The sequence below is a fragment of the Bradyrhizobium sp. F1.13.3 genome (assembly GCF_040548265.1).
GTDB lineage: Bacteria > Pseudomonadota > Alphaproteobacteria > Rhizobiales > Xanthobacteraceae > Bradyrhizobium.
Genome location: NZ_JBEPRI010000019.1, coordinates 116827 through 143509, shown reverse-complemented (window position 1 = coordinate 143509; position 26683 = coordinate 116827). Strand labels below are relative to the sequence as shown.

At 58.4% G+C, this 26683-nt stretch carries 26 protein-coding genes; 15 read left to right on the top strand and 11 right to left on the bottom strand.

The annotated features are described in order from the left end of the window. A partial coding sequence (locus ABIB66_RS35960; protein ID WP_502918347.1) for a COG4705 family protein occupies positions 1-492 on the bottom strand: 492 nt, incomplete at its 3' end. Between the two features lie 399 nt (positions 493-891). Between ABIB66_RS35960 and ABIB66_RS35955 the strand changes: the two genes are divergently transcribed. Further along, positions 892-1551 carry a response regulator transcription factor gene (locus ABIB66_RS35955; protein ID WP_354257921.1) on the top strand — a complete coding sequence of 220 codons (660 nt, stop codon included), beginning with the start codon at positions 892-894 and terminating at the stop codon, positions 1549-1551. Continuing rightward, positions 1548-2846 (top strand): ATP-binding protein, encoded by a 1299-nt coding sequence (locus tag ABIB66_RS35950; RefSeq protein ID WP_354212118.1) that lies wholly within the window; start codon positions 1548-1550, stop codon positions 2844-2846. The genes ABIB66_RS35955 and ABIB66_RS35950 overlap by 4 nt, the downstream gene beginning before the upstream one ends. 207 nt (positions 2847-3053) lie before the next feature. Here ABIB66_RS35950 and ABIB66_RS35945 read toward each other — a convergent pair whose 3' ends face one another. Then, positions 3054-3554, bottom strand: a complete 501-nt coding sequence (locus ABIB66_RS35945; protein ID WP_354212116.1) for a LysR substrate-binding domain-containing protein — start codon at positions 3552-3554, stop codon at positions 3054-3056. Continuing rightward, the gene (locus ABIB66_RS35940; RefSeq protein WP_354212114.1) at positions 3517-3969 is read right to left on the bottom strand and encodes a LysR family transcriptional regulator; all 453 of its coding nucleotides are present in this window, start codon (positions 3967-3969) and stop codon (positions 3517-3519) included. Before ABIB66_RS35940 ends, ABIB66_RS35945 begins: the two co-directional genes overlap by 38 nt. Positions 3970-4132: 163 nt before the next feature. On the opposite strand from ABIB66_RS35940, the gene ABIB66_RS35935 reads away from it, so the two are divergent. From ABIB66_RS35935 to ABIB66_RS35920, 4 genes are all read left to right on the top strand, one after another. Then, a complete protein-coding gene (locus ABIB66_RS35935) occupies positions 4133-4879 on the top strand; it encodes an SDR family NAD(P)-dependent oxidoreductase (protein ID WP_354212112.1) in 747 nt (248 codons plus the stop codon). Positions 4880-4944: 65 nt separating this feature from the next. Continuing rightward, positions 4945-5691 carry an SDR family NAD(P)-dependent oxidoreductase gene (locus ABIB66_RS35930; RefSeq protein WP_354212111.1) on the top strand — a complete coding sequence of 249 codons (747 nt, stop codon included), beginning with the start codon at positions 4945-4947 and terminating at the stop codon, positions 5689-5691. A 50-nt stretch (positions 5692-5741) separates the two neighbouring features. Beyond that, positions 5742-6350 carry a glutathione S-transferase family protein gene (locus tag ABIB66_RS35925; RefSeq protein WP_354257918.1) on the top strand — a complete coding sequence of 203 codons (609 nt, stop codon included), beginning with the start codon at positions 5742-5744 and terminating at the stop codon, positions 6348-6350. 611 nt (positions 6351-6961) lie between these two features. Then, positions 6962-7639, top strand: a complete 678-nt coding sequence (locus ABIB66_RS35920; protein ID WP_354211239.1) for a Crp/Fnr family transcriptional regulator — start codon at positions 6962-6964, stop codon at positions 7637-7639. Between the two features lie 143 nt (positions 7640-7782). Here ABIB66_RS35920 and ABIB66_RS35915 read toward each other — a convergent pair whose 3' ends face one another. The 3 genes from ABIB66_RS35915 to ABIB66_RS35905 form a co-directional block, all read right to left on the bottom strand. Beyond that, positions 7783-8574 (bottom strand): EAL domain-containing protein, encoded by a 792-nt coding sequence (locus ABIB66_RS35915; RefSeq protein WP_502918346.1) that lies wholly within the window; start codon positions 8572-8574, stop codon positions 7783-7785. After that, positions 8564-9178: a diguanylate cyclase domain-containing protein gene (locus tag ABIB66_RS35910; protein WP_354211243.1), complete on the bottom strand. Its 615-nt coding sequence runs from the start codon at positions 9176-9178 to the stop codon at positions 8564-8566. The genes ABIB66_RS35915 and ABIB66_RS35910 overlap by 11 nt, the downstream gene beginning before the upstream one ends. Before the next feature lie 66 nt (positions 9179-9244). After that, positions 9245-9817 carry a GAF domain-containing protein gene (locus tag ABIB66_RS35905; RefSeq protein WP_354211245.1) on the bottom strand — a complete coding sequence of 191 codons (573 nt, stop codon included), beginning with the start codon at positions 9815-9817 and terminating at the stop codon, positions 9245-9247. A gap of 905 nt (positions 9818-10722) precedes the next feature. Between ABIB66_RS35905 and ABIB66_RS35900 the strand changes: the two genes are divergently transcribed. The 3 genes from ABIB66_RS35900 to ABIB66_RS35890 all read left to right on the top strand — a co-directional run bounded on the left by ABIB66_RS35900 (position 10723) and on the right by ABIB66_RS35890 (position 12676). Next, entirely contained in the window at positions 10723-11697 is a 975-nt protein-coding gene (locus tag ABIB66_RS35900; protein WP_354211247.1) for an AraC-like ligand-binding domain-containing protein, read from the top strand. A 136-nt stretch (positions 11698-11833) separates the two neighbouring features. Beyond that, positions 11834-12268: a response regulator gene (locus ABIB66_RS35895; RefSeq protein ID WP_354257912.1), complete on the top strand. Its 435-nt coding sequence runs from the start codon at positions 11834-11836 to the stop codon at positions 12266-12268. 9 nt (positions 12269-12277) lie between these two features. Then, entirely contained in the window at positions 12278-12676 is a 399-nt protein-coding gene (locus tag ABIB66_RS35890; RefSeq protein ID WP_354211251.1) for a response regulator, read from the top strand. A 497-nt stretch (positions 12677-13173) separates the two neighbouring features. Here ABIB66_RS35890 and ABIB66_RS35885 read toward each other — a convergent pair whose 3' ends face one another. Together ABIB66_RS35885 and ABIB66_RS35880 are read right to left on the bottom strand one after the other, a co-directional pair. Continuing rightward, positions 13174-14739 carry a winged helix-turn-helix domain-containing tetratricopeptide repeat protein gene (locus ABIB66_RS35885; RefSeq protein ID WP_354257909.1) on the bottom strand — a complete coding sequence of 522 codons (1566 nt, stop codon included), beginning with the start codon at positions 14737-14739 and terminating at the stop codon, positions 13174-13176. A 505-nt stretch (positions 14740-15244) separates the two neighbouring features. After that, a complete protein-coding gene (locus ABIB66_RS35880; protein ID WP_354211254.1) occupies positions 15245-15919 on the bottom strand; it encodes a substrate-binding periplasmic protein in 675 nt (224 codons plus the stop codon). 151 nt (positions 15920-16070) lie between these two features. Here ABIB66_RS35880 and ABIB66_RS35875 point away from each other — a divergent pair, with 151 nt between their 5' ends. Together ABIB66_RS35875 and ABIB66_RS35870 are read left to right on the top strand one after the other, a co-directional pair. After that, positions 16071-16568: a hypothetical protein gene (locus ABIB66_RS35875; RefSeq protein WP_354211256.1), complete on the top strand. Its 498-nt coding sequence runs from the start codon at positions 16071-16073 to the stop codon at positions 16566-16568. Positions 16569-17363: 795 nt separating this feature from the next. Further along, a complete protein-coding gene (locus tag ABIB66_RS35870; protein ID WP_354211258.1) occupies positions 17364-17909 on the top strand; it encodes a cupin domain-containing protein in 546 nt (181 codons plus the stop codon). Between the two features lie 152 nt (positions 17910-18061). On the opposite strand, the gene ABIB66_RS35865 is transcribed toward ABIB66_RS35870, so the two are convergent. Continuing rightward, complete coding sequence (locus ABIB66_RS35865; protein ID WP_354257906.1) at positions 18062-18676, bottom strand: glutathione S-transferase family protein; 615 nt, start codon at positions 18674-18676, stop codon at positions 18062-18064. A gap of 297 nt (positions 18677-18973) precedes the next feature. Between ABIB66_RS35865 and ABIB66_RS35860 the strand changes: the two genes are divergently transcribed. The 3 genes from ABIB66_RS35860 to ABIB66_RS35850 all read left to right on the top strand — a co-directional run bounded on the left by ABIB66_RS35860 (position 18974) and on the right by ABIB66_RS35850 (position 21539). Continuing rightward, positions 18974-19384, top strand: a complete 411-nt coding sequence (locus ABIB66_RS35860) for a hypothetical protein (RefSeq protein ID WP_354211261.1) — start codon at positions 18974-18976, stop codon at positions 19382-19384. Positions 19385-19464: 80 nt separating this feature from the next. Then, positions 19465-20004: a hypothetical protein gene (locus tag ABIB66_RS35855; RefSeq protein WP_354211263.1), complete on the top strand. Its 540-nt coding sequence runs from the start codon at positions 19465-19467 to the stop codon at positions 20002-20004. A gap of 545 nt (positions 20005-20549) precedes the next feature. Further along, positions 20550-21539 (top strand): ABC transporter substrate-binding protein, encoded by a 990-nt coding sequence (locus ABIB66_RS35850; RefSeq protein ID WP_354211265.1) that lies wholly within the window; start codon positions 20550-20552, stop codon positions 21537-21539. Between the two features lie 352 nt (positions 21540-21891). Here ABIB66_RS35850 and ABIB66_RS35845 read toward each other — a convergent pair whose 3' ends face one another. Next, positions 21892-22932: an IS110 family RNA-guided transposase gene (locus ABIB66_RS35845; RefSeq protein WP_354211267.1), complete on the bottom strand. Its 1041-nt coding sequence runs from the start codon at positions 22930-22932 to the stop codon at positions 21892-21894. Between the two features lie 338 nt (positions 22933-23270). Between ABIB66_RS35845 and ABIB66_RS35840 the strand changes: the two genes are divergently transcribed. Then, entirely contained in the window at positions 23271-25058 is a 1788-nt protein-coding gene (locus tag ABIB66_RS35840; RefSeq protein WP_354257903.1) for an adenylate/guanylate cyclase domain-containing protein, read from the top strand. Positions 25059-25789: 731 nt separating this feature from the next. Here the strand turns inward: ABIB66_RS35840 and ABIB66_RS35835 are convergent. Further along, on the bottom strand, positions 25790-26407 hold the full coding sequence (locus ABIB66_RS35835) for a LabA-like NYN domain-containing protein (protein WP_354257900.1): 618 nt from the start codon (positions 26405-26407) through the stop codon (positions 25790-25792). Between the last annotated feature and the right edge of the window lie 276 nt (positions 26408-26683).

The window sequence follows — 26683 nt, the reverse complement described above, 5'->3', positions numbered from 1 at the left end:
AGCCAGGACCCCGACGTTGAAGCCAAGTCCAAGCGCTTCGGTCGCGAGATCGCCGGCCGCGGTGCCGAGTGCAAAGGTGAAGAGGATCGCCGCCCAGTAGAAGAGCTCACGCCGCGTCGTGACGATCGTATGGATCGACAGCGTCCGCTCGACCGCGTACCAGCTCGCGAAGGTGGCGGCTAGAACGACCGCGAACGCCGCCGTACTGAGATAGAGGCTGACCTCCAGCTCGTCCGAGAGAAAATCGGTGATCTGCGTGCCTACGACGCTGACCAGCACCACGGTCAACCAATAGATCCACGGCACATAGCGGTTCATGCTAAGTTGGACAACGACGGCGACCACAAGCAGACTGGCCATGAGGAGACCGGTCAGCGTCGTGCCGAGACCGACATGAACGGCGAGATAGTCGGCGCCGGTCTCGCCGACAGTGGTCGACATGATCTTGATCATCCAGAAGATCACGGTGACCTCGGGGACTTTGTTCAGCATGTCGCCGATGCGTTTGTTCCCAAGCACGTGGGTTGTCTCCTGTCCAAGCTCGGCGGGGCCGTTATCGGGGAGCAGCGTGCACATGCAGACTTAGCTCCGGCTTAGGTCCGGAGGCGCCGGCAGACGGCTCCGGCGGCCCTAAGTCCTGCCTAAGTCGGCGGGGGCATACCCTCGGAGGGAACCTTCAAGTTGGAAGACGGCATTCTTCGCCATACACTCGCCTTCTGACGGCCGCTGCAGCGTCGGCGGAAGCCGCGCGTCAAGACGAGCGACGTTTGATCGAAGGCATCGCTCGAGATTTCGCTGGATGCGCCGTTCGGGATCGTCGAAAAGCACACCAAGGCGAAGGCCGCGCGGGCGGCTACGACAATTCCCCGGCCGACGAGGTTGTTTGAAGCGATGCGAGTGCTCCTGATCGAGGACGACAGCATGATCGGCGCTGCTGTGGTGGAGGCGCTGAAGGATGCCGCCTACGCCACTGACTGGGTGCAGGATGGCGAACTAGCCATGGAAGCGATCCGTAGCGAGACCTACGAAATCGCGCTTCTCGACCTTGGTTTGCCGCGTCTCGACGGACTCGACGTGCTGAAGCAGATTCGCTCGAGCAGTCGCTTGCCGGTGATCATCCTCACCGCTCGTGACGCATTGACGGAGCGCATCCGGGGCCTCGATCTCGGGGCGGACGATTACCTCGTCAAGCCTTTCGAGGTGGGCGAACTGCTGGCGCGCATGCGGGCGGTGATAAGGCGCGAGGGCAGCGGCGCTTCGCCGGTCCTCGGCAATGGTAAGCTCCAACTGGATCCTGCGACCCGTGAAGCGTCGTGCTCTGGAGAGAATTGCGTGCTCAGCGCGCGGGAATTCGCGCTGCTGCAGGCACTGCTCGCGCGACCCGGCGCGATCCTGTCCCGGAGCGAGCTCGAACGTCACATCTACGGCTGGAGCGAGGAGGTCGAAAGCAACGCGGTGGAATTCCTGATCCATGCCGTGCGCAAGAAGCTCGGCGCCACGGCGATCAGGAACGTCAGGGGCGTCGGGTGGATGGTGGACCGGCCGTCATGACCAGGTCGCTGCGCGGACGCCTATTCACCGGCCTTACCGCCATCATCGTGCTCACGGGCGCTGCCAGCGGCACATTGGCATACCTTTGGGCCTACAACGAAGCCATCGAAATGCAGGATTCGGTCCTGACCCAGATCGCAACGTTCGCGATGAATGCATCGGCCCGGCAGAGTCAGCCGGTCGGAGGCGTCGATGCCGAGTCGGAAGTGGTCCTGCACGAGCTCGGCCCGATTCCGCGGGGGTCGGCGGATGATCGCAGGCGTTGGAGCCTGCATGATGGCCTTCACAATGACGTACGCCAGGGCCGGCCGGTCCGCGTGTTGCTCCGAACGCGCCCGGACGGCAGCCGGTTCGCCGTGGCGCAAGGGGACGAGATTCGTTCGGAAATAGCCGGCGATATGGCGATCCGGACCTTGCTGCCGATCGCCGCGCTGATCCCCTGCCTGTTGCTGGTCACGGCGCTGGTGATCGGTCGGTCCTTCCGCCCTGTGGTTCGCTTGGCCGAAGAGTTGGACGTCCGCAGGGCCGACGACCTGCGCATGCTGCCGGCGGAGAGCGCTCCCAGCGAGCTGCAGCCGTTTTTAGGCTCGATAAACGGCCTGCTCGAACGGATCCGGGCCATGATGGAGCAGCAGCGGCGGTTCGTGGCGGATGCCGCTCACGAGCTTCGCACACCGATCACGGCTCTTGGCCTGCAGGCCGAAAATCTTGACCCGCTCGACATGCCGCCGGGGGCGCGGGACCGGCTCGAAGCTTTGAAAAGCGGGATGCGCCGGACCCGGCATCTGCTCGATCAACTTCTGGCATTGGCACGGCAAGATCTCGCCTCTCCCGAGGTCGAGGAGACGGTCCACCTGGAGCAGATCGCCAAGGCAGTGGTCGCGGATCTACTGGCCGAAGCCTCCGACCGCAACGTCGATCTCGGCTTCACCATGGCAGAACATGTTTCCGTGAGTGCCGATCCGGTCGCCATGGCCGCCGTTGTCCGCAACCTCGTCGAAAACGCGGTGAGACACACGCCGGATGGAGGACGGGTGGATGTGGGCGTCTATCGGGAATCCGGGCGGGCCGTCCTGCAGATCGAAGATACCGGACCCGGCGTTGCGCCGCAGGACATCGAACGGATAGTCGAGCCGTTCTATCGGGGACGCAGGCCGACCGGCGACGGATCCGGGCTTGGGCTGTCGATCGTGAAGCGCGTCGTCGACAGTTATGGCGGTTCGATCGAGTTCGAAAATCTGACCGCCGGCCAGACGGGTCTTCGCGTGGTTGCAAGGTTGCCGGCGTTGGACTGAAGGATTCATGCCCTGAAAAGCACGGTTGGGCTTTCGTTCATACCGACGAGGGTACCGGCGAGGTCGCTTCCGCGTCCGGCAACGTGTCTCGCGCGCCCGAAAGAGGCACGGGACACCCTCACTATCGGTGGCAAGATGATCAGCCAGGCGCCCCCCGCGAAAGTTAGCGGCCGCATCGCGCCGCTCCGAGGCCACGCTCGCAAGCCATCACGACCCGACCTGCGGATAAGCGCTTGAAACACGGAATTTCAAGTCTTCGGCCTTCGACAGCAAAAATTTCAGCAGAGGCGAAGTGTTCTCTACGTTGTAGCCGAGGCACAAATCGATCATCGGCGGCACGCCGCGGATCGGGCGGCTGACAATGGACGTCGGCAACAGGTTGCGCGCATAGAGCGGAAACAATCCGACCCCGTTGGTCGAAGCGATCATCGAGAATGCCATCGAAAGATTATCGACTTCATGATGCGGCGTCAGATCGAGCCCATGTTGGCGCGCATAAGCATCGGTCACAGTTGCGGGCGAGGTGGCGTGCGGAACGCCGATCAGCGGCCCGCCCAAGATATTCTTGACCCGAATGGACTCTTGGCTGGCCAGGGGATGATTCGGGCCCAGCAGAACCAGCAGAGGGTCCTTGCGCAGCAGCTTGTAGGTGACGCCGGTTACGTCCTTTTCAGGCCGCAGGAAGCCAAGATCGATCCTGCCGCGCATCAACGAAGCCGCGAGCTCCGGAGATGATTGGCTGTTGATCACCACTTCGGTTGGGCAGCGCCTCGCGCAGAAGACCCATCACCGCAGGGAGCCACTCCATTTCGTAGCCGGTCAGAAAGCCGAGCGTGAAAATACTTCTCGCGGGCTGGCCCGCACGGCGGACCGCTTCGGTCGCTGCCTCGACCTGCAGCAGTGTTACCCGGGCGTGGTCGAGAAAGACGCGCCCAGCCGCCGTCAGTTCGATGCCCCGCGCACTGCGCACCATCAAAGTCACGCCGAGCTCCTGTTCGAGGTCGCGCATCTGGCGACTTAGCGAGGGCTGCGCGGTGTGCACGCGTTTTTCCGCCGCTTCCGTCAAGCTGCCTTCTTCGGCGATCGCCACGAAATACCGCAGATGCCGCAACTCCATGTCCATCTATGCCTCGAAGGTATGGCCTGAACGTACAAAGTCTTGGTCGCAGGCGCAAGCGAGGCCTAGTTTGGACCTGCAACGAGATCTGGCGCTGAAACGGCAACCAGACTGAAAAGGCATAGCGGCGGCCTTTCTAGGGTGTGGGCGCCGCTCGAAGGAGATCACCATGAGCAAACCTGTTGTCCTAATCACCGGTGCGTTGACCGGCATCGGCCGAGCCACAGCATTCGCGTTCGCCAAGCAAGGCGCACGTCTCGTCGTATCAGGGCGTCGCGATGATGCTGGAGCCGCACTCGTCGCCGAGCTTCGCGCATCGGGAGCCGAGGCCGCGTTCGTGCGCGCAGACGTTCGCCGCAAAGATGAGGTCCGCAACCTGATCGACAAGACGGTCGAAAAGTTCGGCCGGCTCGATGTCGCCGTCAACAATGCCGGGACGGAGGGCAAGCCCGGTCCGGTCACGGAGCAGGACGCGGATAGCTACTCCGCGACCTTCGATACCAATGTGTTGGGCACGCTGCTCAGCATGAAGCACGAACTGCGTCAGATGCTGGCGCAGAAGACAGGCAGTATCATCAACATATCCTCGACGATGGGCCAGCGCGGTGCGCCGGGCGCCTCGCTGTACACGGCAAGCAAACATGCGGTGGAGGGATTGACGAAGTCGGCGGCGCTGGAAGCGGCTGGAGCGGGCGTGCGGGTCAATGCCGTCGCGCCGGGTCCAGTGGAGACCGAAATGCTGGCGCGCTTCACCGGCAGCCCCGAGCGCAAGGCTGGCCTGGTCGCCGGCGTACCGATGAAGCGGTTCGGCACGCCGGAGGAAATCGCCGACGCCGTGGCGTTCTTGGCCTCGCCCCAGGCATCGTTCATCACCGGACAGATCATCAACGTGAACGGCGGCAAGACAGCCGCCTAGTCACGCCGCCACCCCGCCCTCGATCCATTCGCCAACCAGATTCTCCAGTCCCGAAAGAAAAGATCATGACCCAACTTTTCAACAAGACCGCTCTCGTCACCGGCGCGTCGCGCGGCATCGGACGCGCCTCTGCGCTGGCCCTTGCCGCCGCGGGCGCGCGCGTCATCGTGCACTACGGACGCGGCAAGGAAGAAGCCGAAGCCGTCGTCACCGAAATCCGCAAAGCAGGCGGGACCGCCGATGCGGTCGGCGCCGATCTTGAGGCGCCCGACGGTCCGCACAAACTCGCCGCCGCGGTTCGTGATTTGGCGGGCGCCCGTCTCGACATCCTGGTCGCCAATGCTGGCGTCGCCAAGGGCGCCAGCATCGAGGAGCAGACCGTGGAGGATTTCGACCGTCAGTTCGCCATCAACGTCCGGGCGCCATTTTTCCTGGTGCAGCAGCTGCTGCCGGTGCTCGGCGAAGGCTCCAGCGTGATCCTCCTGTCGTCGGTGGTGGCCAGGGCTGCGGTCGCCGTGCTGCCGGCCTACGCCGCGACCAAGGGCGCGATCTCCACAATGGTCAAGCAGTTCGCGTCCCTGTTGGGCGCGAAGGGCATCCGTGTCAACGCGGTGGCCCCCGGTGTGATCGACACCGACATGTCGAGCTTCGTGCGATCCGATGAAGGGCGCGCCTACACCCTGGGCATGCAGGCGCTGCAGCGGATCGGCCAGGCCGATGACGTCGCCGGCGTCGTCGGCTTCCTCGCTTCTGATGCCTCCCGCTGGGTCACGGGCGAAGTCATCGAAGCCGGTGGCGGGTCGAAACTCTGACCGGAAGGCTCACGGCGACTGCTTCGCACCCATTAGGATTGCACGGGATCATGTCCATCAATGCTCCGAAACTCTACCAGGCGAACGGCTCGCCGAATTCTCGCCGGGTACGTATTTATCTGGCCGAAAAGGGCATCTCGATGCCGTTGGTGCCGGTCGATCTCGGCGCCAAGGAGCAGTTTTCAGAAGCCTATCGCGCCATCAATTCCCGTGCGGTGGTGCCGACCCTGGTGCTTCCGGATGGTACCGCCATCGGTGAGGTACCTGCCATTCTAAGCTATCTGGAGTGGGCCTACCCCGAACCGCCACTTCTGGGCACCACACCGAAGCAGAGGGCGCTGGTCACGATGTGGGAGCGGCGGATGGAGCAGGAGGGGTTTGCCTCGGTCATGGAAGCTGTGAGAAACGGCCTCGCCGGTCTCAAGAGCCGGGCCATCGCCGGTCCCCACGAGTACGAGCAGATCCCAGCTCTGATCGAGCGCAGCAAGCTTCGGATCGCCAATTTCTACGCCGATCTGAACGTGCGGCTTGCCCAAGTTCCGTTCGTGGCCGGCGACCTATTCACGACCGATTCCCGGGTGAACGAAAGCGATCCGCTTCATCCTTGCCGGCTGCTGCGCATGCGCCGCGAGTGGCCACGTCGCTCCGGTCCCAGCTAAAAGCGTGATGAAATCGCGTCGTCGCATTGTATCCCCCTGAGGGAACGCCATCGACGCTTCAAGGCTAACACTTTGCGAGGGTGGGAAAACGGTCCATCGTACCCGGAAGCAATATTTACCGCCCGAGCGTTCCCATCAACGAAATGCGTTAGCGCAAGCATGACAATTTTATGACCAGCGGAATGCACTGAGCGTAGTCTGATCCTCATATCCGATATGGGTAGAACTGCAGATCAGTGCTACGGAAAGCGGGTGGAGAAGAGCACCTTTTGCAGCCTCGATACTTTGGCGCCGCAACTGCATCGATACTGACACTCTCTTCCCTTACTCGCCGCGCTCATGTCGCGGACAATTCCCCAAAGTTGACCCATTCGTGTCTACGAGGACTCGGGGGCTTTGAGCCGATGCACAGCTGGAATATTCGTGTTTGGAAGTGAATTTGATCTCAATGTGAGTAGTGAAGGCGGATCTAAACATAGTTTAGAGCCATCGTTCCTCGCCGCCCGGAATGAAGTGGACGGAGGACGCCTCACCGCGGATCGCCTGCCGTGACGGGTCGGGGCGGAATGCATAACCGTCTTCTGGCAACACTGCCGCCAGCGGATTTTGATATGCTGGCGCCCGATCTACAGAGGGTTGCGCTTGATCAGGATGCCGTCCTCTCGCGATCGGGTGACCAGATTGAGAATGTCTTCTTTCCTGATGCCGGCGCCATCTCGCTGATGGTCGACATGGCGGACGGGCAGACGGTTTCCACCGGCGTGGTCGGGCGCGAGGGCGCAATTGGCATGCTTTCCGTGCTAGGGCCGTCGCCTTCGGGGATCACCGCAATCGTTCGCGCGGCGGGTACCGCGTCGCGAATCCCCGCGCTGCGGTTTCACGCCGTTTTCAACCGAAGCCCAGCGATCCGGCACGCGGTCCAGATCCACGCCAGGACCCTGCTGATGAAATTTCAGCTTGGTATGGCCTGCAACGCATTGCATCCGGTCAAAGCTCGCATGGCCCGCTGGTTACTCCATTTTAGCGACCGCATCGACCACGACTTCCTTCCGCTCACACAGGAGGCCCTATCGCAAATGATTGGTGTGCGACGAACGACGGTGACGGTCTTGATGCGCGATCTGCGCGCATCCGGTGCGATCAAATCTCATCGACGAGGTCAAATCGAGATCGATCGGTCGCGGCTCGCGGTCGCGGCTTGCGAATGCCACGGCACCATGCGTCTCGAACTCGAGAAGATCTTCGCGATAAGTACGGCCCGACCGATCTCATTGGCTATGCCGGATTGAAGGGCGAATAATCCCTAAAGGAAGCCTCGTTTTGCATTACAGCGATTCCAGTTGCCATGTCGCAGAAGGGTCCAGAAGCCGACATAAAAGGCTGGAGGGCTCCTTACTCGGGATTTGTATGTTGCTCAAGAAGGATTAGGGGCTTAGGCCGCCTTGTAGGCCGCTGGTCGAAGCAGCATTCGCTCAGCGTCTTCGGCAGAAACGGGCCTCCCAAACAGGAACCCTTGGGCGAAGCGGCAGCCGATAGCAGAAAGAAATTCTTCTTGCGCTTGCGTTTCTACGCCTTCGGCGACAACGTCCAGTCCCAAGTTGTTTCCCAAGCCCACGATAGCGTTCACAATAGCAATTGTGCTCCCGCCCTTGTCCAATCCCCCAACAAACGAGCGGTCGATCTTGATTGTGTCTACAGGAAAGTCGCGTAAGTGAGTGAGCGACGCATATCCGGTCCCGAAGTCATCAAACGCGATGCTGACATTCCCCTCCTTAAGCGCACGACAATTCGCAGTGACGACATCAGCTTGGGACGACAGGAAAACACCCTCAGTTACCTCCACCGAAACGAGACGTGAAGGCAGCTCCAACGCCGCAAGTCTATCCAGGAACTGCTGAGCAAATCGCGGCGACCTCAACTGGCTTTCACTCAAATTGATCGCGATATTGCCGAACTTGACACCGGCGCGCGTCCACGTACGCGCTTGCTGAATTGCGGTCTCCATAACAAAGTCGCCCAACGCCCTGGAGAGCGACTCATCTTCCAGCGCCGCCGAAAACGAGCCGGGGGTGAGAACCGAGCCGTCTTCGGCTATGAAGCGCAACAACGCCTCGAAGGCGGAATGGGCGCCATTGGCCAGCAACACCTTGGGCTGGTAGAACAACCGAAACCGGTCTTGGCTCAAACCTTCTCTGGCCGATTTGAGTACGGCCTTACGCTCGATCGTTGCAGTCTTGAGCTCCGTCCGAGTGGTGAGGCATAGGTCCTTCTATTCCAGTCCAGATCAAAGCAAACTCGTCGCCTCCCGTTCGTGCCACCAGCACGCCAGGCCCCACCGCGGCCTTTATCCGGCGAGCAATGCGACGCAGGCACGCATCGCCCGCTGCGTGTCCATGCGTATCATTAATCTCCTTAAACCCGTCGAGATCGAGCGCCAGCAACGTAATCGCAACCGGCGTCTGTCGCGATTTACAAAGCTCGGCGAGCCTTCGCCTCATAGCCCGACGATTTGCCAGCCCAGTGAGCTCATCGGAATTGGCCGCATGCTTCACACGTTCAATGAGGACCTTTTCCTCCGTGACATCCTGCATGAGTCCGTACCGCCGCACGAAACGATCGCCGTCGAGCTCAACCTCTGAGACCAGTCTGACCCACCTCAATTTTCCTTTGGTCGTATACATGCGCCCCTCGAAGCGGAACGGCCGCTTCGCGCGATCTGCATCCGCCATCAGAGCGGCAAGGCGGGTTCGCTCGGGCTCGGGATAGAGGTCGAAATGCTCAGCGATGTTGCGGTCCGCCCCCACCGCCATTTCGTGCAGGCTGAACATGCCCTCAGTCCAAATGAGTTGCCCAGTGCCTATGTCGCGCTCCCACGCTCCTAACTTTCCAAGCTCTCAAGCGGACTCGAGCAGGTTGCGCTTCTTCAGAAGTCGCTGCTCTTGCTGCTCTATGATTTTGGCCTGCTGATTGGCTTCGATTGAGCAGGCGTGGCTGTTGAGAAGCGCGATCGCCATTTCGCTCAAGTGCTGCAGGCGCGCCAGCTCCGCCTTCGTCATCGTTCGCGGCTTCGTGTCAATGACGCAGAGACTGCCTAATCGTAGGCCATCGGCAAGCTGCAGCGGAATTCCTGCATAAAATCTGATTTTTGGGCTGCGTATGACGAGCGCATTGCCTCGGAAGCGGTCGTCCTTTGTAGCGTCATGCACAATAAAAGGCTCACCAGAACAGATCGTGTGCGCGCAAAAGGCAATCTCTCGCGGTGTCTCCTTAAGGTCGAGCCCTTCGATGGCCTTGAACCACTGCCTGTGCTGATCGAGTATCGAGACGGCACTGATAGGCACATTGAGCAAATCGCGCGCCAGTCGCACGAGACTGGTGAATTCGCGGGACGGCATCGTGTCCAGGATCTGCAATGCTCGGAGGGCGGCCAATCGCTTGGCTTCGTCTGGCGGAATGGGGAAGGTCATGCGTACGCAACCTTTTACTGACTGAAGGCATGGGCTCGTTACAAAACGGCTCTCCTCTCGCTTATGGCTTCGCGCCATCCCGGGTCCGCGCTAAGAGGGGACGAAGGGCTATTGCCGGCAGCGGACCGTTCAATCCGTTCAGCGCATTACTAGCCCACGCCTTTCATAGTTCATGAACTTCCTTCTCCCTTGGTGCGCCTCAAACTGCGTCAGTAGTTCACGACAAGGCCTCATCGGCAGAAAGCGGCGCATCTTGGCGATCGTCGACCGCTTATCTCCTGTGTAGGGTTCCAGTTCATCGGCAAGATCTCGGCAATCTGCTGTCCCCAAAAGCTTTGATCGGGGCAATGAATAGCTCGCGTGTATCATTGGGTGTACTCCATGTGCTTCTCATAGCTCGCAGGCTCTCGCGTATACTCAACGTCGATCAGATTACCGGATGCCGAAACTCGCTTGCATTGACGCGTCACCGGTCTTGGCGCACTTGCAAAAAGCAAAACAAACTCGGCGAGAGCTTGCGCATCCTGGACGCGAAGTCTTGCTCCCTTTTCCCAAACGCTGATGACGAGGCACCCTGTGCAGGACAGTCCATCCGATGAAATGCAAGTTGCAGATCGTGGAGGGTGAACCGGACTGTCTTCCTTTCCCGGTTTCGGAGTGCGGGAAAGCCGAGCGTTCGGAGCTTTCGATTGCTGTGATGCATGGCAAGTTCCCGTTCATGTGCCGAGCCGTATTCCTACGGAGCTTCGGCGAAGTTCATTTAATGCCTTTCCATAACGATCGGTGCTAAGGCCCGCAGGGGCCTCGCCATCGCTTGCGATCATTTATATCCGAACTTCCTCGGCCAAAATCGACTGGCGCGGCGTAACCGCTCGGCTGTCTTACCGTTAAGGAAAAGCAAAAACGTGGAAACGATCTTTTCAACCAAAGGTGTTCACCCACGCGATAGGTTTGACTACTGGCATAGCACCGCCTGCAAGCAGATCATCGAACATGCCGGAATCCCAGAACAACGATCCACTTTTGAGGCGGAAATACAGGCCTCAAGGTTTGGCAACCTGGAGCTTGTCCAATTCAGCGTTTCGCCGATTCAGGTCTTTCACACGCCGGAGCATGTCAGGCGCACGCCTTCCGATGACCTGTTCCTCTGTTACCAATCGTCGGGCAGCGTCTTTGTCGTTCAGAACGGACGTGAGGTTAGGCTAGAAGCCCGGAACCTGATTTTGATTGACCCGCTGTTGCCTTACGAATGCCGTTTCTCGCAGGGATCGACAACGCTAGTCATCAAGGCACCGCGTCGTGAACTGAGAGCGCGGCTTGGTCGGAATCGCGAATTGACCGGGCGGCGCGTAACGGCCGACCACGTTGATGACGAACTCGCAATTTCACTTGCAGCAAAGCTGCCTCTACTCGCCGGGAAGACGGCCTCGATCACTGAGGAAATGGTGGAAAGTCATGCATTGGATTTACTCGGGCTCGCCATTGCAAGGACGAGCGAGAGCAGTTCAGTTCGCATCTCGACAACAAAAGCGCTCTCGCTGGCGCGCCTTCGTTCGGTCGTCGAGGCAAGGCTCACGAATCCGGACCTCGATCCGCAAACGGTTGCTGATGCCGTCGGCATCAGCGTGCGATACGCGAATGATCTTCTCTCAGCTCAAGATACGTCACTGAATCGTTTCATATTGGCGCGACGGCTCGCACGCTGCCGATATGCGCTAGAGGATCCAAATCAGGCTTTCCGCACGGTAACGGATATTGCTCAGGCGTGGGGCTTCTCTGACATGACGCATTTCGGACGCCGGTTCAAAGAGGCCTTCGGTGTGTTACCAAGCGAATACCAGAAATTGGGCGCGCGATCCGCACAAGGCGGACAATTCTAACTGCGCTCAAACGTCGAGAAGATTCGGTGAGCTTCCTGCAGGCAGCAAACGAAGGAGAACAAGAGACGGGCGTCCTCGACTGGGCTACGTAATTTGTGGCTTCCTTCTGGAACTTTATTCTTGTGTGTAGTTTGTAATGTCCGGCGAGTTGCGATCTGTGGCGTCGAAAGGGGCCTTCGTGGGATCACCGACGGTACTTGTTGTCGAAGACGATGAGGCGGTTCAAGCCCTGGTCGCAGATATGCTGAACGAAGGCGGCGTCGAGCCCGCCACCGCGCGAACGGGCGAGGAAGCCTTCACTCTGCTGAAGGGACGTCAGACCCGGTACAGCGCCCTCATTACCGACATCAATTTACTGGGTCGATTTAACGGTTGGGAGGTCGCGCGTGCGGCTCGTGAGGTCGATCCCAACTTCCCTGTGGTTTACATGACCGGCGCCGGTGCTGACGAGTGGGCCATCCTGGGTGTTCCGAACAGCGTCCTTCTTCGGAAGCCCTTCGCGCCCGCGCAGATCGTGACAGCCGTTTCTCAGCTTCTGAATGTCGGCTCCACGCAGCCTCCCGGCAGCTGAGAGCCCACAATGGACCACCCAGCATCGATACTCCTGGTCGAAGATGAAGCGTTAATTCGCATGATGCTCGTCGAAATGATCGAGGAGCTTGGACACAGAGTTGTCGCCGAAGCCGGACATCTGGATCAGGCCAGATCGCTCGCCGAAACTGAGCGATACGATTTCGCCATTCTCGACATCAATTTGCAAGGCTCAAATATCAGGCCAGTAGCGGAGGCCATCACGGCTCGGGGACGACCGTTCTTTTTTCTGAGCGGTTATGGTTCGGATGGGGTGCCGGAGCAGTTCAAGGGCAGGCCCGTGTTGCACAAGCCGTGCGCGATTGAAATGCTAGGCCGGACTATAGACGCGATCTGGCCGAAGCGGCAGTCTAATGAGGCTCGAGACAAAGGCGGCGAAGAGTTGTAATGCATCGGGCCCAGAGGCGGCTTGCCGCCCAAGCCGTTGCGGGCACGAGGCTAGGTGGGTGTGGTTTTTCACGCCTGGCCTCGTTTTTCGTCTGCTGCTCGGCCGCGAAAGCACTGGTAGTCTGCTCAAAGTGCGAAGAACTCAACCTGAGCAAATCTGGTCCGCCATGCCTCAGATTGTGTTGCAAAAGTCGAAAGTTGCAGGGCTCAAGATTTTTCGCGAAAACACTAAGCAGCGAGTGATCGCTGATTCGTATGACCTCAATCGCGTTACCGAAGTCGCCTGTGAATTTTGCGTGAGGCCATGAGGTCCCTCGCATCTTGTACGCGAAAGTCGCGCCCACGGCCCGCAGAATTTTGGTCATCGGCGAAAATCGACTTTTGCAACAATGTCCCTCGCTAAGCGGACCTAGTCGAGTTGTGCCGGTACTTCGCTAACGGGCCAATCGCAGACATTGCGCCTCGCACTCGATCACCCCGTTTGCACAAGGAAACGGCTTACTCCGGCAATCCGGCTTTCCTTAGCCCTTCTTCATATCGCGCAAGGTCTTCGGTCCGTCGATGAGGCACCAGGTGCCGTATGATTGACACGCGCAGCGTGGGATGAACTCGCCGGAGCCGAGCTATTGCCTTGCGTGCCTGTTCCATGCGGCCGGCCATCGCGTTGCTCGCGGCGGCCACGCGCAATCCAGCTGGAAATTCCGGATTGTATTGCAACGCCAGTGCCGCCCACGATGCCGCTTCGTCATACCGGCCTAGCAGGAAATGCGCATACGCGGTCCCGGTTCGCATGCCCGCCATCCTCGAATCCAATGGGTTCAGACGCATGGCGCGCGCGAAGCATTTGACCGCCGGCACTGGCTCGCCGAGCCAATTTTTCACCCAACCGCTGAAGTGCCATGCCTCAGCCAAATTGACATTCAGCAAAAGTGCACGGTCGATCAGAGCGGCCCCTTGCTCGAAATCGCCAACGATATAGGCGCAAGCCCATCCGCTCGCACTGAGCGCGATCGCGTCATCTTTGCCCAACTCGACCGCGAGTTTGACGAGCCGTGTTACTTCGTCAATCTCTTCCGCCGTGCCTGAGAACCAGCCAATGCCCTTACTATATGCGTAGCAAGAGGCAGCACGGCCATACGCGGCCGCAAAATTCGGATCGAGTTCAGTCGCGGTGTTGAATAGCCGCAATGCGTCCTCAATCGCCTGCCGGCTGTTGTCACTTTGATAGTGTCTAGCCAATCCGCGCAAATAGACAGCATACGCGTCGAGACTTTCCGTTGGCTTGCGCTTGGCGCGCTCGATCTCCGCTTTTTCCACGGTCGGTGCGATCGCTCCAACCACGCTCTCAGTCACTTTATCCTGCAGATCGAAGACGTTGCCGAGCTCACCCTCAAACCGATCGGCCCAAAGATGAGCCCCGGTGGCGGCGTCGACAAGCTGTCCCGTGATGCGAATACGGTCCAAAGCTTGGCGGACGCTGCCTTCTAGGATGTAGCGCACCCCAAGTTCGCGCCCGATCTGCTTCGCGTCGACGGCGCGCCCTTTGTACGTGAAACTCGAGTTGCGTGCGATGACGAATAGAGCCTTGAACCGAGACAGCGCCGTGATGATGTCCTCGGCCATTCCATCAGCAAAGTAGTCCTGTTCCGGATCGGAGCTCAGGTTGATAAAAGGGAGAACGGCCACAGAGGCTTTCTCGGGGAGCGATAGATCTGGCGCCTGACCCTGCACAGCAGCATCTATTGCCTCGTCTGTCGTTTCACGCACTGTTCCGACGAAACGGAGGCCTTTGCGCGGCAGTGTCTTGATCAATCGCTGTTCTTCACCGGAATCGCCAATGGCAGTGCGGACACCATTTAGGCGCGTCGTGAGCGCGGCTTCGGACACGCTCCGCCCGCTCCAAATGGCGTTGATGAGATCGTCCTTGCTGACGACGCGCTCCCTGTTGCGGATAAGGTAGTCGAGTAGATCGAAGACCTGTGGAGCGACAGGGACGACATTCGGCCCGCGATGTAGCTCGCGCCGCTCGGTGTCGAATGCGTATTCCTCAAAGAGATAACGCAAGCTGCCAATCCCTTAGGCTGCCGCCGGTCACAGGTTCAGTGCCGAGCCTAAGGATAAGCTGCCAGTAAGGAAAAAGTAAGCGGAACGTCAAGCTTAACCTCTCATGCCTTGGCATCATCGTCTGGCTAAAAACACCAAGGAGATGCCGCGATGAGCGCGACTTATAGCGAAATCCTATCACGACAGATCGCCGGATCGACCTTAAGCTTCCTCACCCTATTCAAGAAATATAGGGGTGCGTTTAAGGAACGGCGCCGACGCCAAAGGTTACGAACCGCCTTGTGCAATCTTAGTGATAGGGAGCTAATGGACATCGCACCACGCGCGGCGAGATCGACTATGTCGCGTCGAGTCGAGGTATCGACCCGCGAGGCATCCGCTCCGCCGGATGAACACCTGAAGCCTGCTACCAACGGGGATTGGAGCGCAGGCGAACACGACTAGATGCAACATTGGGACGGGCCGACTTCCGGTTTGGGGCCATGAGCTGACATTCACATGGATGCTATTCCGCTCGCCAGTGCTCGTTGATCTGATGCCATGTACCGTCTGCGTGTATCGAAGCAATTCCAGCGTTCAGACGCGCGAGCAGTTTAGCTCGCTTACCTTTTGGCACGGCAACTGCGAACGGCAGCTCCAGAAACATGTGAGGTGAACCGAGGACCTGGCCTGGATAGAGCCCATCGGCAATGCGTGAGCCCACATGATAGCTAAGCGCCGCAGCAGCAGCCTCGCCACGAACAAGACGGGTCAAACTTTCTTCGTAATCAGTGGTGACCACCAACTTTATTGCTGGCGCTGTCTTCTGAATGAATGGCGCGACTGGGCCGGTTCGCGGCGTTACCACGACCTTGTCAGCCAGAGCGGCGAGGTTTTTGGGAGGGACATCAGAGGCACGCACAAACAGAGAGGCGCCCGAGACAACCAATACGTCGCTGAAATCAAATAATTGCAGGCGTTCCGGGGTGATCGAGAGAGGGAAGTACGCGTCAGCGCGCCCGTCCGCCAAAGTGAGCTGTCTCTGCTCGAAAGATACGGGCACGAATTTCACGTCGACGCCCGCCCGCGCGGCGACAGCGCGAAAAATATCCACCGCCAGTCCTTCTGATTTGCCGTCCTTGACCTCGGCAAACGGTGGAAAGGCACTATCGTGAGCAACCCGGACAGGTTCATCGGTCATTCTAGCATCCTAACACTGGCGATGTCGGAAATGGGTCAAAGAGCAGAAATGATCTCAAGCGAGGTCACAAGGGTAAGGTGTGCTGGTTGATTGATCTGATAGAAGGTTTATCAAGTATTCCGTACAACCCCTCGTTGATGGAGACGAGCATATGGGCCAGACACTGGAGCTCTTCTGTTTCATCGCAATCCTAGGGATTGCACCTAGCGGTTCGGCATTAGCAGCAGATCCGCCGAAGGAAGGCAGTTACGATTACACGGCCTGCTGGTCCGGAGCGAACAACGTGATTACGTTCTCAAAAACCCACACCGCGTCCAGTTTTGAAATGACCGGTACTACCCGCAGCAATCCTCCCGAAGGTATGTTTGACAAGAACACTTTCCGATGTGTTGGCATGAATGCCTCGCTTGATGGAAAATTTACGGCCTCCACTGTGTGCGAGACAGTAGATGTCGACGGGGACAAACGCCTGGCGCACTTTTCGCTCGCAAGTGACGGAAGTCTCACCCGAGAAAATGTTGCAGGCACCGGAAAATACGAGGGCATGAAGGCGAGCGGCGTAGTCCACCCCTTGGGGCCTTTTCCGATCGTGAAAGCCGGAACGTTTCAGGACTGCAATCATCAGACCGGCACCTACAAGCTAAAGTAAGCCGAGGCAACATACCCGCTTTTGGTTGAGCATGTTGAAAGTCCTCTCAGCATCGTTCTGGTACGGCATCGGCATGGCTTTCCGAGTGCTGTAAGCATCGGGGACGAGTGTCTTCACATGATGAAGCATCGGACGATTGTGGCTGTCGCGCTCGCCGCCGAGTCGCATCTGTAAGCGATGTCTTGTTTTCCAGGTGCCAGCCCTATCCGCAACAAGTCAGCGGATGGGGTGAGCATCGCGGAGGCAAAGAGATGTTTTCAGCAAAAGCTGCGGCACTGTTGCTTGGCGTAGCGATGGTCAGGTACGGGCCACGAGCCGACAACTGGGCTTACGCCTCCATGCACTTCGATTTGCCCAGGGTACTTGAACTTTGTGCGCGCGTGGAATGCAAACGGCATAGGGAAATTCATCTTTTCGGCGCGCTAAATGCATATCTTGCGCCGTTCAGTCCATGATAACCTGTGCGTGATTGGAGACTAGCCAAATGCCAGTCAAATCGATCGTCAATCTTGAAACGGAGTTAGTGCGCGCTCGCCGAATCCTAAGCTCATGGACGCTGGTCAGGCGTCTCTCAGGCGATGAAGCTGGAACCCTCGTTAGGATGATTGTAGAGGGAATCGCAGAGGGCCGTAGACTGGGCTGGGAGCAGGCAGAATCCGAATGGCTGTCTGACGGCAAGACGAAGCCCGAAGAGCCGAAGGGCGGCCTCCACGCGGAGGTAGATGTATACTTGCACGCTACAAGCGAGCGTTCTGATCTCGCTCGCACCCGTCACATAGCTAGGCGGAGGTTGTTATGCACGCCAAAGTCCTGAAGACATGTTTTGGAATTCTTTGCTCACTTGTCGCCGTTGTTGTCGCGTTGCCTTGCACCTCAAGCCAGGTCTCCGCGGGCGAGGAAGCTTTCATCGTCTTGCCCGGCGAAGCAACCCGCTACAGCGGACAGCAAGGCCGAGAGGGAGATTTCACGGAGCTATTGGCGACGGCTGCTAGAACTGGAGGTGTGCTCGGGTTCTTTCGTCAAACCATCGCACCCAAGAGCGGTCCCCCTACGCACCTGCACGAAATGGAAGCTGAGTTTTGTTACGTTGTGAGCGGACAATTCAACTTCAAGCTGGGCGAACGCATTGTGAGTGCGCCTGCCGGAGCCTTTGTCTTCATTCCGCGCATTACTCCGCACACTTCCCAGAACATCGGCACGGAGCCCGGTGTATTGCTGTTCGGTGTAGCGCCAGGTGGGTTCGAAATGATGTTCGCGGATCGGCAAGGCGTGGATGCCGATACGAACCAGAAGCTGATGGCAAGGCACCACATGCAAGTCGTGGGGCCGCCTCTTCGGTAGATGCAAGATTGAGTTTCTCTCGCTAAGGGTCAGAAGCGCCGGTTTGGCCGGGTGCCCGCGATGTCCGGTCTGATACCGACTGAGGTCGTGCTGAACGCCGCCTCCACCTCGCCTACGGCCAACAGCGGACGTCAACTAGGCGGCACGGTCACTCATAGAGTGATTTTTTCTTTCGCCAGAATGTGCTGTACGGCAGGCCGGTCCAGCATCCGATCCTTGAAGGCCGTGAAGTTCTTTAGCTCTTGCATGGGATAGCCTCTGCGTAGCCCCCATGGATAGAAAACGAATAGGTAGGGATCGGCCACCGAGTATTGGTCCGAAAACCAGTTACGCCCAGCGAGCTTCCTGTCGATCTGTTGGAGGTATCCGTCAAAGGTCTCGCGGCCCCTCTCTTGTATCTGAGGATGCACATTAGGGTCGGCAGCGTAACGGCCTGGACGCCACATATGAGCTACGGAAGGATGAACATTTGTGGCCAAGAAGCCGATCAGCGATAACACTCTCGCTTCCGTGATTGGATCGGTCGGCCAAAGTCCAAAGCGCTTTCCCAGATATGGAAGGATCGCGGTGTTTTCGGCTAGAGGCTCTCCATCATCTAGGATCAGCGCAGGCACTCGGCCTTGCGGATTAATCTTGAGGTACGCTTCGGAGTGTTGCTCTGCGTCAGCGAAATTGACCCGTTGCGATTTGTATTCCTCACCGCTTTCTTGCAGCACGACGTGGGCCGCCATCGAGCAAGCGCCAGGAGAAAAATACAGGGTCAGCATGATGTGTTTCCCATCTTTCGGAGTTGGACCATCAAATCACGATAGATCGGCACCGAACAGGTCAAAATGCCAGCGTGGGTCACAAGCTGGAATGCCCACCGCGGCCAAGATCCGTCATGATTAGGCACGCAAAGCTGACATCGGAAGCAATTCGACCCATATCGCGACCTCCGTACGATAGTAGAAATCGCGCACTTACCAAGCAGATAGCCGACTTCAGGAATTCGCTCCTATATTACTGTTGCCCAAGTGCCCAAATCAGGAGACGGCGGCTCCATCAACAACGAGGAGCCCATCATGGCACGAGCTACGATCTCTCTGGTTTCCATTCAGAAGCCGACCGCCAACACTCCGGTCCTTCAGCGGCGCAATAAGTTCACGTCGAGCATTGATCAGCAGATCACAAAAATCGGCCTCTTTCGTGAGGGGAAGCGGATCTCTCGGGAGCAGTTCTGGGTTGACGCGAATGGTGGGGTTTTCTTCCAACTGCGCTATGGAAAGCAGCCACTGGAACTGGAGAAGGGAAAGAGCACCCTAAAGGCTATCGGCACCGGGAATGCCGCCTGGGATGATTTGGTCGAGCAGTTGGAGCAGATCAAAACGCTCCCGGTCGCTGGCGGTCTGGACGATGCACTCTCGGCATGTGCCAATGCAGTGCGCTCGAACTTCAAGACTGCGAAGGACAAGAAGGCTGGCAAGGGATCATAGCAACGCTCAATCTTGCTGTTGTCCGAACACGTCTCAAACCGGACCCTCTACTGGCTCAAAACCAACGGAGGGTCCTTCCTTTGCCAAACGAGACATTCTCGCAAGAACGCTTTCCGTTTCTGCCGGCTTTATGCTTAGTATCCATCCCTCTCTCAGGCTTGGTCTGTTACCTTGTCGTCGAAACTCAGAACTCCGCTTGGATCAACGCCATCGGCGTGCTGATTGTCCCGCTCTCGGCATTTTGTTGGATTTTTACAACGATCCGATCAGTTCACCTGATGGGCGTCAGGTTTTGGTTTCTTCCATCGACCTATGTTGGTCTCATCGGCGGCGTACTGGCGCTGCTGATCTGTCTGATCATGTTCGTGTTCTCTACTGAAGCAGAGCGTCGAGGGCACCAAGTAACCGACACCACTCTTTATGCGGCAGCTGCGATTCTTTACTGCGGCTGTGTTGTTTGGTCGTATCTTTATAATTGGCGAAAGACGGGATCGCCACTTCTATCTGTGAGCCTGACTCTCCTCCAGACCATTTCTGCTGCTTTCGTCATTGCGGCGTTGTACCTCTGGATCGGCGGCCGCAATACCAGGCGGTACGAGCGCGAACACGGCATCAGCTGATGTGAGGGAACGCTCGCGGTGCTGCAGGCAGGCGTTAAACATTGGCATTCGTCGCTGAGGGCCCACGACCCCCGGCCAGACATTTCGGACTGGCAGGATACCGAGCAGTATCCACATTCATGCGGCTGTCAGCTCGGTGCAGGCAGACGTTCGGCCTCGCGCTTCGGATAGGCGCGGACCCAAGGCGCGGGGCCGATTGGCTTGGCTCAAGGCACGGCGCCAGCGATTTATCTCAGCTTCCCGCCCGCAGGAGGCAGGCCTATGCCTCGCGGTAGGAAAGGCGGTACGAAGTGCCGTGCACTCATGCGTTCCAGACTCTGCGGTTGGGCCTAACACCCTCCCTTAGCCGAAAGGCCAATTGAGCGCGTGTCATTGTCGGCTGTCTGGGGCAAACCGGACGCCGATCCCACTTGGCGGCCACCGCTGGTTTTGACCCACTTCGGACATCGGCGACCCACCAAGTTTTCGTTCGACGCGCCCCCATTTTCTTCCAAGCGTTGAGCTTGGTCCGCTAAATTGCGGTATCCTGAACCGTGGAGGCGTGCATGAGACGGCGGGAATTCATAGGTTTCATTGGCGCCGCGGCGGGTTTGTTGCCACTTGCCACACGTGGGCAACCGGCGCGGAAGCCTATCATCGGCTACCTCAGCCCCATATCGAAAGACGCCGAAACTCCCTTTCGGGCGGCCTTCTTGCAGGGCCTCGCCGAAGTTGGGTTCATCGAAAATCAGAATGTGACGATCGTATATCGACACGCGGAAGGGCAATATGAGCGCGTGCAGGCGCTTGCGGATGACCTCGTTGCGCAGCAAGTCGACATAATCGTCACTGGGCCAAATGCCGTTCCCGCTCTCGCGGCGAAGCGTGCGACCTCGACCATTCCGATCGTGTTCCTTATTGGCGCCAATCCGATCGAAATCGGACTCGTCGCAAGCTACAACCGACCCGGCGCAAATGTAACCGGGATAGATGTTGCGCCGGAATCGTTGACCGTAAAACGATTGGAAATGCTCAATGAGCTGGTGCCCGGACCATTTCCCCTTGCTGAGCTGCTCAATCCCGCGGTCAATAAGAAAATTCTTGAGTTTGAAAGGAGGATCGCACTTGAAACTGCGCAAAAACTGGGGCGGGAGCTTCTGTTTGTAAACGCCAGCAGCGTGGCCGAGATTGCATCCGCTTTCGAGGACATAAGACAGAAACAAATTGTTGGTTTGACCATTTGGTTTGAGGCATTCTTCCAAAACAGCCGCGCTCAGATCGTTTCCTTAGCTAATCAGTACCGCATCGTCACAACTTACCCCACGCGTAATTTTGCCGAACTCGGTGGTCTGCTAAGCTATGGTCCGAACTTTCCGCTATCCTTCCGTCAGCTTGGCACTCACGCTGGGAAAATCCTAAAAGGAGCCCGGCCACAGGATTTGCCGGTGATGACGCCCACGACATACGAACTTGTCATAAATGTCAAAACCGCAAAATCACTTGGCGTGACAATCGCGCCAACACTCCTTGCTCGCGCCGATGAGGTGATCGACTAGCACGCGACTTCCGCTACTGGCCCGTTTGAGACCTTGCGATGGGCACTTAAGAATCCGCTCATCGGGGCTGACCGGAAGTCATCGCAGGAGCACTAAACCGCCGCGATTGACCCTGGCTGTTCTCTAATTCCGGGAGTGAGGTCAAGCTCTCCTTGAACATCCTTGCCGGGTCCATGGTTCTCTCCGCGGTAGGGGCGCGCCCTCCGCATGATGGCGTAAGATGACGTTAGCGGATCAATGTGTGAAGCGCGCTTTGCCCTTTCGAGCACCGCAAAGCCAGGGGCGATCTCACAAACGCCAGCGTCCCGGCAGGGACGTTCGCTCCCGCTGTTCGGCGGGAACTCGTTATCCTTCATGCAGGCTGATCAGCAGCATCCCTTGATGACCATTTAAATTCGGTGCCATCGATCCACATCCGATGCAGAATGACAGCAAGTTTTCGGGCAACCGCAACCTTGGCTTTGCGTAGGCCACTTCGTTTCGCAAGCCGAATACCCCACGCTTTGAGTGCTGACCATTTTGCTACGCGTGTCAGCAGCACATTGGCCGCCTCGTAGAGGTAACTTCGCAGCATCTTATCGCCGCATTTCGAGATTCGGCCCGTCCAGTCAATCTCCCCGGATGCGTATCGGCGAGTCGTTAGCCCTGCGTAGGCTCCGACGCTTCGTGACCTCTTGAAGCGAGCGGGGTCATCGATCGTCGCAAGAAAGCAAAGGGCCGTGACCGGGCCGACGCCAGGAGCCGTCATGAACCGTCGCACCTGAGCATTGTTGCGAGCCAGCCGCAGCACCTTGCGGTCAGGGTCCGCAATCTGTTGCTCGACGGCTTCGCGTGCCTTCAGCAATGGATCGACCGCGGCAAAAAGCTCTGACCGTTCCTCGGCCAACTGCGCGGCGCGCACAGCAAACACATTCATCTTTGCTCGTCCGATGACGAGCCCAAGATTCTTGAGGAGCCCCCGGATTTGATTTTCGATATCCCGCTTGATCTTGACGAGCAGAGCTCGACTGACAAGAAGGGCTTTGGTCGCATGACTGTCGAGATCCTTGACGCAAACCTCCTTGTACCAACCACATTGCATGATGCGCGCAATGCCAGCAGCGTCATTTCGGTCGCTCTTGTTGATCTGCATCTTCAGAACCGCCTTCGCATGCCTGGCGTCAATGCAGATAACGGGTAACCCGATCTTATTCAGCTCGGTCCACAGCCATGTCGACGTTGCTCCGGTCTCGAGTCCAATCCGAACGACGTGTGACGTGTGCAATTTGATGTACGTCGCGATCGCCTCCGGGTCAGACGTAACCACCCCTTCGCGCTCGACCTTTCCTGTCCGATCGACGATGCAGATCGAAGTCAGTTTCAGTGACACGTCTAATCCGACATAGTGCTCCACTGCCTCTCTCCATCATTGCAAGGCCCTGGGGTAGGCCTCGTCGAGTCCTGGAGAGCTGATTCCCAGAGCCTGAGTATGGCTCCGAGCCCAGAATTACCCCATGTGTGAAAACGCGAAAGATCGAAACCGGGCTAGGCTTGTTCTATCGCCGCCAAGCGTCCTGCTTTTTCACACAGCCAAGGCCCACACCCGACCTGCCGTGCGCATCCGGGCGAGCGCTGCTGGTGGACCCATTTCGTACATGCGCCAGGTTCGGAACCCATTGGCGGGCTGGTGGCCGTGGTCATCCCGTGATTTGATAGAAGTTGGCTTGAGACCAGGTCAGGCGGGAGCTTCGTGTGACGAGTGGACGTGTCGAGCGGCGACTCGCAGCTGTTTTAGCAGCCGACGTGGCGGGCTACAGCCGCCTGATGGGCGAGAACGAACTTGGTACATTGGAAGCGCTGAAAGCCCACCGCCGCGAAGTGGTTGATCCCGCTATTCTTAACCACAAGGGACGGACCGTTAAAACCACGGGTGACGGGATGCTGGTGGAGTTCGCCAGTGCGGTAGATGCGGTCACCTGCGCGATGGTCGTGCAGGCGAAGATGGCCCAACGAAACGGAAGCTTCACCCCATCAATCATTTTCAGAATCGGCATCAATATCGGCGACATCATCATTGATGGTGACGACATCTTCGGCGATGGCGTCAACATCGCCGCGCGCGTTGAAAACGAATGCGAACCGGGCTGTGTCTATCTTTCCGGCAACGCCTATGAGCAGGTTTGCGGGAAAACTGCGTTCGCTTTCGACGACCTCGGCGAGCGCAGTCTAAAGAACATCGAGAGACCGGTGCGGCTTTATGCGGTGCGGACCACGGCGGGGCCAGCGGCCGCGAGAGTCAAACCTCAGGCAGAGGCCACCAAACCACTCGCCTTGCCCGATCGGCCCTCCATCGCGGTGCTGCCGTTCCAAAACATGAGCGGCGATCCTGAGCAGGAGTATTTCGCCGACGGTATGGTCGAAGACATCATCACTGCGCTTTCGCAATTCAAATCCCTTTTTGTTATCGCGCGAAACTCCTCATTTGTATACAAGGGCAAACTCATCGACATCAAGCAAGTCGGGCATGAACTGGGTGTGCGGTACGTGTTGGAAGGCAGCGTTCGCAAGTCGGCAAATCGGGTACGTATAACGGGACAGCTGATCGACACTGGAACAGGAGCGCATCACTGGGCTGACCGTTTCGAAGGTGATTTAGCCGACATCTTCGATCTACAGGACCGGATGACCGAAAATGTGGTAGGAGCGATCGTGCCGGCCATGGAGAGGGCTGAAATAGAACGCGCCACGCGAAAGCCTACAGACAATCTTGATGCGTACAGTCTCTTCTTGCGCGGTCAGGCCAAGTTATATCAGAAGCTTGCGGACCGAGAAGCTAATAGGGAGGCTCTCCGACTGTTCAAGAGGGCTATCGAACTAGATCCAGAATATGCATCTGCCTACGCCCGAGCTGCCAGTTGTTACGCCTTTGCAAAAACGAACGGATGGCTTGCAGAGACCGAGGACGAAATTGCTGATGCCTCAAGACTCGCGCATCGGGCCGTCGAACTCGGAAAGCACGATGCAAATGTGCTCGCTGAATGTGGATGGACCCTCAGTCATGTCGTTCGCGATCTTGATGGAGGCTCCGCGCTGATCGACAGGTCGCTCGCGCTGAACCCGAACGTGATTGAAGCCCTAAATTGGGGTGGCTGGACAAAGTTGTGGCTCGGAGAGCCCGAGGAAGCGGTCCAGCGGTTCACAAGAGCTTTGCGACTGAGCCCATTGGACCCGTGGGCGGTACGGATGCGGATCGGAATAGCGCATGCGTACTTCTTCTTAGACCGATACGAGCAGGCGGCATCGTTGGCGGTGGGTGCCCTTCGCGAAACTCCAGATTATCAGGCAGGACTACGAATCGCCGCGGCGAGCAACGCGATGGCCGGTCATGAGGAGCAAGCGAGGAAGTTAGTAATACGGCTCCAAAACCTCAACCCAACGCTGTGTATTTCTAAGTTGAAAAGCGTACTTGGACCTTACCGCCACGTCGAACATGTGCACCGATATGAAAAAGGATTGCGAACAGCTGGGCTTCCAGAGTAACGCAGTCGTGCAGCATTGATGTGCTAGGCAGGCCGCAAGCCTTGCCTTGGGCTCGCATGCACGACCCATTTTTCTATGTCGGCTATTGGCCCGAATGCGAAGTCTAGGCAGCGTCCCGGGTGGTCGGCTCACAGGGGTAGACCGGAAGCAGCCGACCGACACTCCGAAGGGCGCTCATGACCACCCGATGCGGACATTCGATCTTCCACTAACTCGTGTGACTTCGAAGTACGACTATTAAACAGCCTCTAGCCCCTTGACTGTGAATCGGCGCCGGGGTCACGTCGCTTGAAGTACCGGCAGTATCCGTCTGAACAAAATAAAAAAAGCCAGGTTGGGGTGGGGTCACGATCGGCGCCGATCGGGACCCCACCTCAACGCAGATTAGGTCAGCTGCGGCAAGGAATTGCCGCCGTTACTTCAACGGGCCGAGTTCGGCGCCGATTGACACTGTTGCGCCGGCGACACGTGTTCACCTCGCACGGAATAGGAACTCAGCCTGATGTTCTCGCAGTAGCCTTCAGAGCTCCGCCCGGAGAAGTATGGGCATGTGCGGAAAAGCTCGGCAAAGAAGTTCTTGATCATTAATATTCTCGATCCTTGTTGTTCGCTTAGCGGCTGAGTGGGCGGCGCATGGAAGTGCAAGGACGCGGTTGCATCAAACGGCTTGATGGCCTCAAATAAACCGGCTGTCGGTTCTGGCGGCGCGGCCCCACAAGGAAAGGGAGCGGTCACTCGGGGGAGTCGTCTCCCTTCGGCTGTTGCGAGAAGTTGGGCGTGTGTCCACGCGCATCACGATCGCGCGGGGCGGGGCGTTCGGACGGGTCGCGGCCGAGCTTGGACTGCAGCTCGACAAGGTCGGTGAAGACGTCGGCTTGGCGGCGCAGCTCGTCGGCGATCATCGGCGGCTGGCTCGCGATCGTCGAAATCACGGTGACCCGCACGCCGCGGCGCTGAACGGCCTCGAGCAGGGAGCGGAAGTCGCCGTCACCCGAGAACAGCACCATCTGGTCGATGTGCTCGGCGAACTCCATGGCGTTCACGGCGAGCTCGATGTCCATGTTGGCCTTGACCTTGCGGCGGCCGGAGGCGTCGATGAACTCCTTGGTCGCCTTGGTCACGACGCTGTAGCCGTTGTAGTCGAGCCAGTCGATCAGCGGTCGGATCGAGGAGTACTCCTGATCCTCAATGATCGCGGTGTAGTAGAACGCCCTAAGCAGCGTCCCGCGGCTCTGAAACTCCTTCAGCAGGCGCTTGTAATCGATGTTGAAGCCCAGAGTTTTCGCCGTCGCGTAGAGATTGGCTCCATCGATGAAGAGCGCGATCTTGTCGGTCGTCGAAGGTGACATTTTGGTCCGCCTTTGGCACTGCGAGTCGCCATCGTCTGCGACGCCAGCGGCGCAATGTCGGCGATCTGCGCCTTGGCATCATTCGGGCAGGTGGCGGCGACGGCTTCGGTTGACTTGAGATAGGCGTGCGCGCGTTGGGTCAATGTGGACCGAGGCCAGTCGAATTCGGTGGTGCCGACGCGCGACCAGTGGGAGATTGGTCTGCACCCGAGCAAGCCGCCCGAGGCGACTTCCGATCGCCGGACCGAGGCATCGCCATCGAAGTGGCCATAGCCC